Here is a 12788-nt window from a genome sequence, read left to right as displayed (position 1 = left end):
AAAAGTGTGCCTCTAAATCCCCACCACTACGTTTTCAAAAACAAATCTAAACTATAATTAAAGTTCATTTTTTGAAATGGACTTCAATTATGAAACGACCTGTAATTTATATTCTTTCTAACGAGCGAAATACTGTTCTATACATTGGCGTAACCAGCAATTTAATTCAGCGCGTCTATCAGCACAAGCATAAGACAATTAGAGGTTTTAGTGCCAAATATAACCTAACTAAATTAGTTTACTTTGAAACTTTTGATGATATGGATAACGCAATTACAAGAGAGAAAAGATTAAAACAATGGCATAGACGATGGCAAGAGAGGTTAATTGGTGAAATGAATCCAGATTGGCGAGATTTATATTTTGATATTATTTAAGTGCGTGTATATACAGTCACAGAGCAGTCATCGGGGTTGCTGTCTTTGCCGCAATGACGGTGAAAAATCATAGTTTCTACTTCCGCTAATGGCACAAAGCGGAAATAATTAGTTTCAAGTGATCTGACCCCTTGAAGCAAAGCCACCCTATCTAATATGACATACAGAGCACAGCCGAATACAAAGGGAGTTATGGCGGCTAATGGCACACAAGAGTCAGATGATAAAATCACATAAGTTAAATCAAACACCTAACGGCAGACAAGAGGGATAAGCGGCTATACGCTGTCTCTCAAAAATAACACCGTCATTGCGGCGAAGGCCGCAACCTCGTATCGTATAGGTTTGCCTTTAACACCGCAATACTGAGTCTCTTCGAAACTGGAGAAGATCCCACCCAAAAACACGGTGGGATGACGCACAGGATGTGCTAATGCAAATTGCTTCATGGATGGAGGTTGTATATGTGTGATGGTGCAACTTTTCTAATTATGTGCGTACTTCTTTGGTGATTTTTTAATATGTATTGTGACCGTCTCTGATTGGCACAAAGCTGCCCTTTAAAGTCACTTCGAACCTTATGGAGGTTCCCGCCTTCGCGGGAATGACGGTGCTATTTTTTAACCTTGTGCGCGCTTCTGCGGCACTTTTATCAGGTTACGTTTTGGTCTTAAATTGGCACAAAGCAGTCCTTCTATGTCACCTTTAACCTGATTGAGTTCCCATCCAAAAGCACGCCGCAATGACGCTAAGGATGTGCTAATGCAAATGGCTGTGGAGTATGCAACAACCCTACGAAGAGAAACAAAAAAGGAGGCGCTAAGCCTCCTTTTTTCTAGTGCTATTTGAATGCATTGTCGTTAAATGCATTTGCTTTGACTTGCAGATATTAGTCTGTAAATGACTAAACTGTGTAGCGAATATTAGCTAATGCATTACTCCGTGTGATCAAAGCAGACCAAGCATGTAGTAGAGCATTAAATAGATCGCTAGTAATCCCGCCACCCAAACGACCATGGTTTCGATAGGCCAAAGCTTTGCGAAGTATCCTTTGGGTTTGCCTGACTCCGAATCATATGAATTCTGGATCATTTGCTTGATCGAAATAATCGCAAACATCTCCAGTTTCTCGTAGGCGCCGTAGGTTCTACAGGCAATAGTTCGCACAAAGTTAGGCGCTAGCTTACGATAAAACCAGTCAGCATCGAGATTAGTTGATGGTAACTCAGGCGGGTACATATTGCGTTGGTTTAACCACACAAAAGCGAGTGCCGAGAAGAATAGCAGCTGCAGCTGGGTTAAAACGTGAGTGACATCATAGGGCTGATAGTTATGCTCCCAAGGCAATAGGGCGTAAACCGTTTGTGCTGGGAAACTACCTATTACAACACACGCAATTGCAGCTAAGGTCATGGCAATAAGCATGTTCTTAGGAGGCTCTGTTGTGCGAATGCCAGAATCATGGGCGAAAAATGCGAAAAATGGAATTTTTATACCGGCATGGTGGAATACACCTGCGGCAGCAAACAGTAATAATAACCAAACGACGTCATAGCCTTCAGCAACCGCGGCAGCCATGATCATCGACTTCGATACAAAGCCACTGAAAAGAGGGAATGCTGAGATTGAAGCGGCGCCGACAATACAGAGAATGGTGGTTTTGGGCATACTCTTATACAACCCACCGAGCTCGGATCCATTAATCTTGCCGGTCATGTGCAACACGGCTCCCATTGTCATCATCAGCAGGCCTTTAAATATAACGTCGTTAAAGGCATGAGCAACGGCACCATTTAATGCGATAGCGGTACCAATACCGATACCAACGATCATAAATCCGATTTGGTTAATCAAACTGTAAGCTAACACTCGACGAAGGTCGTTTTCGATAACCGCAAAGAAAATTGGGAAACACGCCATGGTCACGCCAATCCAAACCAGGATTTCTTCACCTGGGAAACCTCGAGCAAATGCGTAGACAGCAACTTTAGTCGTGAAGGACGCTAAGAAGATGGTGCCTGATGGGGTTGATTCTGGATACGAATCGGTAAGCCAGTTATGCACAAATGGGAAGGCACACTTGATACCAAAAGCGGCAAAGATTAACCATGCGCCAACTTCAGCAATACCATCATGGGCCAAGCCAATATGCGTGAATAGCAGGCTGTTATTCACTTGGGCAAATATCAGTAGACCTGCCAGCAATAGCACCCCAGACAGCACCTGAATGATCAAGTAGCGTAGGCCCGCGGCATAAGCTCGATCAGTTCGACGAGCCCAAATGAGGAATACTGAGGTTAGGGCTAACAGCTCCCAAAACACAAATAAGGTCAGCAAATCTCCCGCAAACACGGCGCCTACCGCGCTGCCTGCGTAAGCCAAGCCCGCCACATGTTGGACCGTATCTTTAACATGTAAGGCGTATATGACGGCGATCAAAGCCGCTAGATGGAAGAGATAACCAAACATCAAGCTGAGCTTATCTACCTTCACTGGTTCAAGGCTGTAGCTCATAAACTCCATGCCCCAAAAAACGCCATGCTCCATGCCCAATAGGTTTAGAGCGCCGGCTATGGGAGCAACCAACATGATGATATTACGCGCCCAGCCTCGTAACAGAATCGCAGCAAAAGCTCCGATCATCAAAGGAAGAAATGGTATGACACTATTCATCGTAATAATCTTCCCCACGCATTATCACTTTTCGCATTTCTTTGGCGATTAAAACCAGAACGACACAGCCCACAAAGCCATAGATAGCGTAAAAAGCAGGTATATTTTCCCAGTCATGATAAATATGGCGATGGACAATAAAGTCGGCGACAACTAAAAGGCCGCAGATTACATAGAAAACGATTAGCATTTTCTTAATGTTTTCAGGCTTGTCGAAGAAGCCTGTGGGTTCATGCTGTTCAGCCATTTAGCCCTCTCCATTTAAATTGTTAGCAATCTCAACTTCGGTCGAAACGCCCGGAATCAGATTAATTAAGTCGATCAAGGGCTGAGGATAGAAAAACAACACAAGGCAGCCCACAGAAGTCACACTAAGTGCAATCAACATTGGCAGAGGAGCTTCCTTGGTATCTGCCCATGACCAAGGTTTTGCGTCTCCAGCCGAGGTAATGAAAAAACCTTTGATAGGAATGGGTAGCAGATAAGCAATATTAAGCAGCGAGCTGATCATCAATGTGGCGACAATGAATAGTTTATCTGCTTCAAGTGCGCCTATGGTGAGGTACCACTTACTCCAGGTTCCGGCCATCGGTGGTAAGCCAATGATACTGATGGCGCCGATAGCAAAAGCAATCATGGTGATCGGCATCTGTCTTCCCAAACCAACCATCTCACTGATATTTTTTTTGTGACTAGCAACCATGATCGCGCCAGCACAAAAGAACAGCGTGATTTTACCCACAGCGTGCGTTGCGATGTGTAATGCCGCACCAGCACTCGCTACCGAAGACGCCAGCAATGCGCCAACCACAATATAGCTCAACTGACTGACGGTAGAGTACGCTAGACGCGCCTTAAGGTTATCTTTGGTCATTGCAATGCAAGAAGAAAGCAGTATGGTCGCGGCGCCGATATAAAGCATGATATCTGTTGTCGCGAGGTTTTTAAGCTCGTCCAAACCAAAGATATAGATAACAACTTTTAAGATACTAAACACACCGGCTTTGACCACCGCTACCGCATGCAACAGTGCGCTCACTGGGGTCGGTGCAACCATCGCCGCAGGTAACCAACGATGGAAGGGCATAATTGCTGCCTTACCAATGCCGTAGCAAAATAAAACAAGCAGAGCACCAAGAATGACTTTGTTGTGGGAGTCATCAAAAATTCCGCCAGCACGAAAATCTAAGGTTCCAGTTAGGCTGTAGGTAGCGAGCACCGCAAAGAGTAAAAACGCGATTGACGTACCGAGTAAAATACCCAGATAAACTCGACCACCTTTTTTCGCTGCCTCGTTTCCGGCATGGGTCACAAGTGGGTAAGTCGAAAGGGTCAGCACTTCATAAAATATGAATAGGGTTAGCAAGTTGCCTGAAAAACAAATCGCCATAACGGAGCTAATCGCCAGTGCAAAGCAACAGAAAAATCGTGTTTGATTTTGCTCATTGTGTCCCCGCATGTAGCCAATGGCGTAGATGCTGGTAATAATCCACAAGAAGCTCGCCACCAGCGCGAACAGTACGCCAAGGGGCTCAACATCAAAGCTAATGCCTAGCCCTGGAAATATCTCTACCAACTGCAAATGCATCTCTACACCCTGGAAGGTGTAGTCTGTGATGGCCAGTACAACAGTAAATAAGATAGTTGCCGTTGTTAAGGTTACGGCTTCTCTTAGGTTCGGTATTTTGCCTGTCGAGATAACAAGTAATGCACCTACCAACGGCACCAAAATAGATAGACTGATCAGTTGTGAAGGTTCTACGCCCTGCCAGAGATTCATTTGAGCATCTCCTGGCTGCTAGTTACCACGTCTGTGTTTTGGAATAGCCACTCAGATGCAGTACTAGCGGCTTCGGTAGTCAGGCTTGTATCAATGCCAAAATAAATGTTGGCTAACACCAATATCCACATTGGAGCCAGCATAAGCCAGGAGACTTCCTTGACCTTATCTGGGGCTTGCGATTCAGGTAATTTTTGAAAATAGGCAGCTTCTAAAACGCGACCGATATAAACGACAGCCAATAATGAACCTGCCAAAACTAGAGCCGCGATCAACCAATGGTTTTGCTCTAGTGCTGCGGTGACTAAGTACCATTTACTCACAAAGCCAACAGTCAGAGGTACACCTATAATACTGAGACCTGCGATGGTAAATGCTGCCATAGTGAGGGGCATTTGCTTCCCTAACCCCCTGAATGCTTTTATATCAACGGAGCCAACACGATAAAACACCGCGCCAGCGGCCATAAACAGCGCGCCTTTCATAAGTGCGTGATTAAATATATGGATAAAGCTAGCCATCAGCCCTGTTACGCTGACGAGACTGAGGCCGAGAATCATGTAACCGATCTGAGCGACACTACTGTAGGCAAGTAAGGTTTTGACGTTACTTTGTACGATTGCCGTATATGAAGATTTGAAGATAGCAACAATGGCCAGCACCATCAAAATCAGTTCCATCCTCATTTCTTCAAACACATGCTCCACCCCAAATACCGTGAACACAAAACGAATCATTACGTATACAGCGACCTTAGTCGCAGTACTGGCTAAAAAAGCCGTAACGGCAGACGGTGCGTGGGTATAAGCAGAGGGTAGCCACATATGTAACGGGAATAAGGCAAGCTTTATACTGACGCCAACCATAATAAACGCCAAGCCAGTGTTGATCGTGCGGCTGCTTTCGTAGATATCTATTCTACTCGCCAGATCGAGCATATTAAGAGTACCGGTCATCATGTAGAGCATGCCGACACCAATCAAAATAAAGGTGGCGCCAATGGTGCCCATCACCAGATAACGGAATGCGGCAGTTAGACAACGACGATCAGATGCTAGGCTAACCAGCGTGTAAGTTGCGAGTGAGGAAATCTCTAAGAAAACGAATAGATTAAAAGCATCGCCTGTTAACAACATTCCCGACAGGCCTGCAAGACAAAGTAAATGTGCCGTGTAGTACAAGGTATGTTTGGAAGACTCGATTTCTTTTTCAATGCTGTCTTTTGAATAAAGCAATACCAGCGTTGAAAGTGCAGACACAGCTAACAGCACAAAGGCATTGGCAGCGTCGACACGTAACTCGATACCCCATGGCGGCGGCCAACCACCAAGTGCATAACTTAGCACGCCATCAGATAACGCAGTAACTAACAATTGCCAAGAGAAAAAACAGGCTAATGCACTGATTGACGTTGCAAAAAGCCACGTAAACAATGAGCGACCCATAACTAATGTGATAGGTGCTGCAATTAATGGAATTATTATAGGTAGTGCAGCTAAATGTTGTTCAAGCATTATATGGTGTCACTCTGATCTTTAAATTCATTTTCTTCAACGGTGCCATAAGCGCGTTTGATTCTAACAATGAGTGCTAGTCCGACCGCGGTTGTGGCTACACCGACAACAATCGCAGTAAGAATAAGTACATGAGGTAGCGGGTTGGAATAATGTGTTGCCCCGTCAACGACAATAGGCGCTGTGCCATCACTGACGTTTCCCATAGTGATATAAAACATGAACACAGAAACTTGAAATACATTCAAACCAACAATTTTTTTAACAAGGTTGCTTGCAGAAATAACGATGTAAAAACCAGTCATCATTAAAAACACGACGATCCAGTAGTTATAATGATCGAGAATAAAATTCACTTGATGTTTGACCTCTCTACCTGGCTACTAAAGGCATAGAAAATACTTAGCATAACGGCAAAAACTGTAATACCAACACCTAGCTCAATAATGATAATGCCGTAGTGTTGACCATCTAATGGCTGCGTTGTGAGTTTGTCGTAATCCAAAAAGTTGCCGCCTTTGTACATGCTGAACAACCCCACGCTTGCGTACAGTAAAACCCCCGCGGAGGCCATAAAATGCAAAAATTTGGGACCGATCACGGCGAATGCATTGGGTAAGCCGAAAACAAGGGCGTATAAAATAAGTGCGGCAGCCGCTATTACTCCGGCCTGGAAGCCGCCACCGGGACCAAAATCGCCATGAAACTGTACATAAAGCGCGAAAAGAATGATAAGGGGAATAATCATTTTGGCGACGACGTGCAGTACGTGATGGCTTGTTAAGCCCGACTCAGCAGCATCTTTCTTATTTTCCCTTCTAACGCCTAACAAAGAAAGTACGGCAATGAGGGCGGCAAACACAACCACTACTTCGCCAAGGGTATCAAAACCACGGTAACTGGCTAAAACGGAGGTCACCATATTGGGTAATCCAACTTCTTTTGGTGACTCTTCTATATATCGAGGGGCAACATGTTGATGTATAGGGTTATCTAAGTCGCCGAAAGCGGGCATGTCGAGAGTACCGTATATCAGTGCGGCTCCAGTGACACATACAACCAGTAAAGGTAATATCGAAGAATGAGAGTTTTCTTTTTCCTTCCGGCCAGTTAGGGTCAAAGTCCCAATCATCAAAACGGTCGAAATGCCTGCACCCACTGCCGCTTCGGTAAAGGCTACATCAACAGCATCAAGGTTTATGAATATCAACGCAGATAAAAAGCTAAAAATGCCGAACAGCATGACGACGGCAAATAAGTCTTTTAAGAATATAATCCGTAAAGCGGTAAGTGCCAGCATTGCTAGCAACACTAAATTAATCAGCTCATCCATTAACGCGTTTTCTCCTGTTGTTTCTCTTTAGCTTCCGCGAGGGTGAGTAAACCTCCATGGCGGGCGGATTTAGCAAGAGCATGAGAAGCAGTAGGGCTAGTGATCATTAGAAACACTAGAATAAACAGGAGCTTTGCAGTATTTAAGTCGAAAGAGGTTTGCAGCAGCAATCCGCCGATAATCAATATAGTGGCGATCGAGTCAGTAATACTTGCAGCGTGAATGCGCGTGAAAAAGTCAGGGAATTTGAAAATCCCCATCGCTCCACTCAAGCCAAAAAATACGCCTGCAATTAGCAGGATACTACTGACAATGTCTAAAAAAAGCATATTCTTCCTTATTGGTAAGGTACCTATTCAACAGGTGTCGTATCCTCAAAAAAACGCAGTACCGCGACCATTCCTATAAAGTTGATAAGTGCATAAACAATAGCAATGTCGAGAAATTCAGGGCGTCCCATCAGGTAACCAAGAGCAGCGATAAACAACACTGTCTTTGTGCCAAACATATTGACACCTAAAATGCGGTCATACACGGTTGGCGCGATAAACGCTCTTGCTAGCGCTAATGCCATAACAACCAAAATGGCGATACATACCACGGCATAAACTATAGTCATTTGTTTTTACCCCATATGCTGGCGATCTTCTTTTCCATCTCACCTTCCGCTAGTTCATCAATCGATGACTCTTGCAGCGCATGAACAGTTAGTTCGTCATTAACCAAGTCCACGGCCAATGTGCCGGGAGTCAGTGTTATTGAATTTGCATAGAGAACACGCTTGTGTCGAGGAACATGTTTCGTTTTTACTTTGGCCAAGGCTGGCGTCAACGTCACAGGTGATCTCCAAATGAGTTGAGTTACCTGAAGGCTAGAGCGAATAATTTGTCCGATCAAGAACGGAAGGTAGCGAATAATTTGCAGGCCTGTACCGTTTTGCAGTGGCTCTTTATCAATGTCATCCATGCGCTTTAAGATCACAAGTACGACAGCGACCGATGCGGCGCCGAAACCAAGCATCAAAGGTTGGATGTAGCCTGAAAGCAACAGCCAGAACATTGACAGTAATATTGCCCATTTAGTCAGATACATTAATAAGAACCGATTTTATTATCATGTAAATTATGGCTAGCAGGGATTAATAGACCTGCAAAGCCTTTAGTAACGCGCTTTTGACTTTCTTTCATAAATACTCCAAGCATACGATACCAAAATCTATTTTCTAGTTTTGGCTCGGCGGCCTCTACATATTAGGATGTCGGTGCGTAAATGATGCAAGGTATTTTCTGCGGTTTTACCGAAGAGAAAATCTTTCAGCCCTTTTTGCCCAACACTCCCCATGATGACTAAATCAGCTTTTACTTTGTTAGCAATAGATGGAATGTTTTTTTCCGCAGGGCCTATTGTGATGTGGGTATGAGCATCACCTAAATTAAATTTCGTTGTCAGCGATAACAGATTTTGTTCTGCTTCAGGCTGTTTATTTACTAGAACTTCTTGTTTATCAACAACGTCAAATTCTAATAAGGGCCTTGCAACGGGAATGCTATAAATAATATGTGCTTCATAATTAAAAACATTAGACAGCAGTGCTGTCCACTTTAATACTATATTATTGTAATCTTTTTTCAGCTTTGCTTTTGTTGACAAATCAACGGCTGCGACGATAACGGGTTTGCTTTTCCATTTGCGATCGCTTGCTATAAATATAGAACATGGAAGCTTTTGCATGAGCAGCGAATCTAATGACGTGTCAAAAAGGCTTTCTGTTTGATGCCTAGCTTTGACTACAAATTCATACTTCTTTTGCTGACATGCGTTCACCATCCAATCGGCAATATCATCGGTGGCGATTACATCACAAGTTACTTGAGTGTGTTCACCACAGATGTTGGAAGTGTCATCAATCAGAGTTTTTTTAGCTTCACTTACAGCTTGCTGGCGTTGGCTTTCGTCTTCAGTATCTAGGCCGCTTAAGAACCGCACGATGTCTAATGTTACATCTAGTGAATCAGCTATGCTCTTAGCTTTTTTGATAGGTAAGTTGTCATTTTCGTCTGCAACGACAAGTATTGATTTGGTCACGTGCAAAGCCCCTTAATCAGGATGACAACAAATAATTGGCTCATAATCACACTCCCAAACAATAACAATAAAAAAGTAAAATTACTCAGTTCTGTAGCACAGGGCAAAGGCTTGATGCTGGAACGTCTGAACGCCTTTAACCAGTTGATTCAAGGTCGTTTCCTTATCATCTTCAAAGTTAGTACAAAGGTTACTATGAAGAGCAAGCTATGATAGGACAATAGAACTTATTACATTTTATTGATAGTATCTATCTATCACCTATAAGTAAAATTCACCTGAAATAGGTATTAGAATGGCGCTAAACACCCCGACTATTAAGCAGCTGAAATACTTTGTCAGCCTGGCAGAATCGACTACTTTTCGTGGTGCAGCAGAGCGCCTGAATATCAGCCAACCGACTCTGACAGCTCAAATCTATAGCTTGGAAAAAACGTTAAATCTAACCTTGATTGAGCGTAGTCGCAGCGGCGCGACCTTAACGCCAGCAGGTAAAGATTTATTGGGTAATGCTCGACAAGTTATTGAGCAAATGCGTGGATTTATGGATCAAGCGGATATGATCAATCGCGGGCCAGGAGGCACATTCCGTGTCGGTGTATCCCCCACGGTTGGGCCCTACTTGCTGCCACATATTTTGCCCGGCCTACAAGATGCCTACTCATCATTGAAGCTCTATGTTAGGGAAAATATGCCCAAAAAATTAGAACTCGACCTATTGGAAGGGCGTCTGGATTTGGTAATGATCCCTCTGCCTTTTAGCAACTCCCGCTTGACGACCGAAGTGCTATTTCATGAACCACTTCAATTAACTATCCCTGAGGATCATCAGCTGGCTAAGTTAAAGAAAATACAAACCCACCACCTCAGCGGGCAGAATATACTGACGCTGGAAGAAGAATATAGTAGCTATCACCAAATAGAGTTTCTGTGTAGAGAGTTGGGCGCCAATATTGCCAGAGATTACGAGGGCACCAGCCTGGATGCTTTACGTCAAATGGTGATGATGAAAATGGGAATAACCTTTCTACCCGAGCTTTACATACACTCTGAAATACACCATCTACAAAATCTGAGCGTCAGAAAAGTGGAGCAATTACAACTCTATCGCACTCATGTCTTGGCATGGCGAATAAATTCGCCTAATCGCAGTTTCTATAGACAATTAGCAGAGCTGATACGCTCATTAGTAAAATCCAATCTAAGTAAAGTCAATTTGGATTTTTGAGCACACGGATTGGGTAAAATATAAACTTTACTAAAAAGTCATAACGTACGCATTGTCAGAATAAATGTCCGCTGTTGGCAAAAGTTGACGGACATTATCTGTAAAGGTAATGTCTGGTATGCGGGAACAGCAGCCGTTACAAATAATAATTATAAACCCAAATTTTAAGTTAAATTAAACGTAATGAATAAATATATTGCAGGGATAGCATTAGTAACTCTCCCTTTTTTTTCGAATGCTGAAACAACTATAGTGTCTGAAATTTTAGTTGGTACTACTCACAATAACCTTACAACTAGCTCACATATTAGAGGTGAAAATAATAAGTTTTCTAATTCTGAAAACTCTGAGTCATATGGTATTAGATTAGGAGTTAAATTCACTGACAATATATCTATTGAGCTTTCAAGAAATGTTCATGGTAGTGTTGAAAGTAATTTTACATATACATACTACACTCAATCGCCAGGTATACCTGGTGGTGGCACAATACCGTCGGAAACTCAGGCTATTACTGCCGACCATTCATTTGATATTGAATCAACTAAGTTGGGGTTCAAATTAGAATATAACTTATGGTCAGATTTATTTATCAATACTCGCATAGGTATTGCATATTGGGAATACGATGATAGCACCCCTCATTATTCACATGATGATGGTGACACAGGTAATGACGTATATTACTCAGTAGGGGCAGATTACCATATTACTGAAAATATATACGTCGGATTAGAGTATTCATTTTTTGAAGCAACCGATAACTGGGACGATACCAGTGGTGATAATCTAGGGAGTTTTGGTAAATTTTCTCATGAAGTCGAAGATTTATCCCTCATTGCAGGTTGGAATTTTTAATAGTTGGTGACTGAGTACAAGTGGCACACATGAGTCAGATGATAAAATCACGTAAGTTAAATCAAACACCTAACGGCAGAAAAGAGGGATAAGCGGCTATACGCTGTCTCTGACAAATAACACCTTCACAAATATACAACCTTCATCCATGAAGCTAATTGCATTCGCAGATCCTGTACGTCATTGCGGCGAAGGCCGCAACCCCGTACCGTATAGGTGTGCCTTTAACACCGCAATATTGAGTCACTTCGAAACTGGAGAAGATCCCACCCAAAAACACGGTGGGATGACGGTGCAACTTTTCCAATTATGTGCGTACATCTTTGGTGATTTTTAATATGTATTGTGACCGTCTCTCAATGGCACAAAGTTGCCATTTAAAGTCACTTCGAACCTGATGGAGGTTCCCGCCTTCGCGGGAATGACGGTGCTATTTTTTAACCGTGTGCGCGCTTCTTCGGCACTTTTTATCAGATTACATTTTGGTCTTAAATTGGCACAAAGTTGACGGACAATGCCTGTAAAGGAAATGTCAGGTATGAGCGATCAACGAACGCACAAGCTCTTCTGATAGTAATCGCTTTTTCTCTAAAGCTGACGTTCGCGCTTGCTTCATTAACAGTCATTTTCCTTACTCAAGAATGCATTATAATCAATGATTATACTATGACTTCAGTTAGCCATAAGCGGAAGTTAACTTTTGAGTTACTAGCGTTCAATGAAGCTTTGTTCGATACCAGCCTTAAATCAGCAAATTAATAAATCCTTTGTAAGATGTTCAATATATTGAATATTTTCTATATTCCTGTTTCTTTAGTGTTACCATCGATGTTGTGCATTTATTGTACAGTTAATTGGTTGTCGGTCGTTAGGTCAGATTATTTTCCGCCCTGGTGACTATCAGTCGTTCGTCGATTACCAACCACTAAAATTTGTAAAA

13 protein-coding genes are annotated in these 12788 nt (G+C 42.9%); 3 read left to right on the top strand and 10 right to left on the bottom strand.

The window, feature by feature from the left end; all coding sequences use genetic code 11:
* Positions 1 to 89: 89 nt before the first annotated feature.
* On the top strand, positions 90 to 377 hold the full coding sequence (locus E2K93_RS06645; protein WP_135438343.1) for a GIY-YIG nuclease family protein: 288 nt from the start codon (positions 90 to 92) through the stop codon (positions 375 to 377).
* Positions 378 to 1325: 948 nt separating this feature from the next.
* Here E2K93_RS06645 and E2K93_RS06640 read toward each other — a convergent pair.
* From E2K93_RS06640 to E2K93_RS06595, 10 genes are all read right to left on the bottom strand, one after another.
* The gene (locus E2K93_RS06640; protein WP_135438342.1) at positions 1326 to 3050 is read right to left on the bottom strand and encodes a Na(+)/H(+) antiporter subunit D; all 1725 of its coding nucleotides are present in this window, start codon (positions 3048 to 3050) and stop codon (positions 1326 to 1328) included.
* Entirely contained in the window at positions 3043 to 3297 is a 255-nt protein-coding gene (locus E2K93_RS06635) for a hypothetical protein (protein WP_135438341.1), read from the bottom strand. Before E2K93_RS06635 ends, E2K93_RS06640 begins: the two co-directional genes overlap by 8 nt.
* Positions 3298 to 4830, bottom strand: coding sequence for a monovalent cation/H+ antiporter subunit D family protein (locus tag E2K93_RS06630; protein ID WP_135438340.1), 1533 nt, complete (start codon positions 4828 to 4830; stop codon positions 3298 to 3300).
* On the bottom strand, positions 4827 to 6344 hold the full coding sequence (locus tag E2K93_RS06625; protein WP_135438339.1) for a monovalent cation/H+ antiporter subunit D family protein: 1518 nt from the start codon (positions 6342 to 6344) through the stop codon (positions 4827 to 4829). Before E2K93_RS06625 ends, E2K93_RS06630 begins: the two co-directional genes overlap by 4 nt.
* Positions 6344 to 6700 (bottom strand): cation:proton antiporter subunit C, encoded by a 357-nt coding sequence (locus E2K93_RS06620; protein ID WP_135438338.1) that lies wholly within the window; start codon positions 6698 to 6700, stop codon positions 6344 to 6346. The genes E2K93_RS06625 and E2K93_RS06620 overlap by 1 nt, the downstream gene beginning before the upstream one ends.
* Positions 6697 to 7677: a DUF4040 domain-containing protein gene (locus E2K93_RS06615; protein ID WP_135438337.1), complete on the bottom strand. Its 981-nt coding sequence runs from the start codon at positions 7675 to 7677 to the stop codon at positions 6697 to 6699. Before E2K93_RS06615 ends, E2K93_RS06620 begins: the two co-directional genes overlap by 4 nt.
* Positions 7677 to 8006 (bottom strand): monovalent cation/H(+) antiporter subunit G, encoded by a 330-nt coding sequence (gene mnhG / locus E2K93_RS06610; protein WP_135438336.1) that lies wholly within the window; start codon positions 8004 to 8006, stop codon positions 7677 to 7679. The genes E2K93_RS06615 and mnhG overlap by 1 nt, the downstream gene beginning before the upstream one ends.
* A gap of 23 nt (positions 8007 to 8029) precedes the next feature.
* Positions 8030 to 8296 (bottom strand): monovalent cation/H+ antiporter complex subunit F, encoded by a 267-nt coding sequence (locus E2K93_RS06605; RefSeq protein ID WP_135438335.1) that lies wholly within the window; start codon positions 8294 to 8296, stop codon positions 8030 to 8032.
* Entirely contained in the window at positions 8293 to 8769 is a 477-nt protein-coding gene (locus tag E2K93_RS06600) for a Na+/H+ antiporter subunit E (RefSeq protein WP_135438334.1), read from the bottom strand. Before E2K93_RS06600 ends, E2K93_RS06605 begins: the two co-directional genes overlap by 4 nt.
* A gap of 123 nt (positions 8770 to 8892) precedes the next feature.
* Positions 8893 to 9762, bottom strand: coding sequence for a universal stress protein (locus tag E2K93_RS06595; RefSeq protein ID WP_135438333.1), 870 nt, complete (start codon positions 9760 to 9762; stop codon positions 8893 to 8895).
* 295 nt (positions 9763 to 10057) lie between these two features.
* Here E2K93_RS06595 and E2K93_RS06590 point away from each other — a divergent pair, with 295 nt between their 5' ends.
* Positions 10058 to 10990 (top strand): hydrogen peroxide-inducible genes activator, encoded by a 933-nt coding sequence (locus E2K93_RS06590; protein WP_135438332.1) that lies wholly within the window; start codon positions 10058 to 10060, stop codon positions 10988 to 10990.
* 183 nt (positions 10991 to 11173) lie between these two features.
* Positions 11174 to 11848 carry an outer membrane beta-barrel protein gene (locus E2K93_RS06585; protein ID WP_135438331.1) on the top strand — a complete coding sequence of 225 codons (675 nt, stop codon included), beginning with the start codon at positions 11174 to 11176 and terminating at the stop codon, positions 11846 to 11848.
* The last annotated feature ends 940 nt before the right edge of the window (positions 11849 to 12788 follow it).

It is taken from the genome of Thalassotalea sp. HSM 43 (assembly GCF_004752005.1).
Taxonomy (GTDB): domain Bacteria; phylum Pseudomonadota; class Gammaproteobacteria; order Enterobacterales; family Alteromonadaceae; genus Thalassotalea_A.
The sequence above is the reverse complement of the archived record's forward strand: the minus strand, read 5'-3'. Positions and strand labels throughout refer to the sequence as shown.

Coding starts and splice junctions, on each gene's coding strand:
- E2K93_RS06645 (WP_135438343.1), top strand. CDS start 90: ATGAAACGACCTGTAATTTATATTCTTTCTAACGAGCGAAATACTGTT.
- E2K93_RS06640 (WP_135438342.1), bottom strand. CDS start 3,050: ATGAATAGTGTCATACCATTTCTTCCTTTGATGATCGGAGCTTTTGCT.
- E2K93_RS06635 (WP_135438341.1), bottom strand. CDS start 3,297: ATGGCTGAACAGCATGAACCCACAGGCTTCTTCGACAAGCCTGAAAAC.
- E2K93_RS06630 (WP_135438340.1), bottom strand. CDS start 4,830: ATGAATCTCTGGCAGGGCGTAGAACCTTCACAACTGATCAGTCTATCT.
- E2K93_RS06625 (WP_135438339.1), bottom strand. CDS start 6,344: ATGCTTGAACAACATTTAGCTGCACTACCTATAATAATTCCATTAATT.
- E2K93_RS06615 (WP_135438337.1), bottom strand. CDS start 7,677: ATGGATGAGCTGATTAATTTAGTGTTGCTAGCAATGCTGGCACTTACC.
- mnhG (WP_135438336.1), bottom strand. CDS start 8,006: ATGCTTTTTTTAGACATTGTCAGTAGTATCCTGCTAATTGCAGGCGTA.
- E2K93_RS06605 (WP_135438335.1), bottom strand. CDS start 8,296: ATGACTATAGTTTATGCCGTGGTATGTATCGCCATTTTGGTTGTTATG.
- E2K93_RS06600 (WP_135438334.1), bottom strand. CDS start 8,769: ATGTATCTGACTAAATGGGCAATATTACTGTCAATGTTCTGGCTGTTG.
- E2K93_RS06590 (WP_135438332.1), top strand. CDS start 10,058: ATGGCGCTAAACACCCCGACTATTAAGCAGCTGAAATACTTTGTCAGC.
- E2K93_RS06585 (WP_135438331.1), top strand. CDS start 11,174: ATGAATAAATATATTGCAGGGATAGCATTAGTAACTCTCCCTTTTTTT.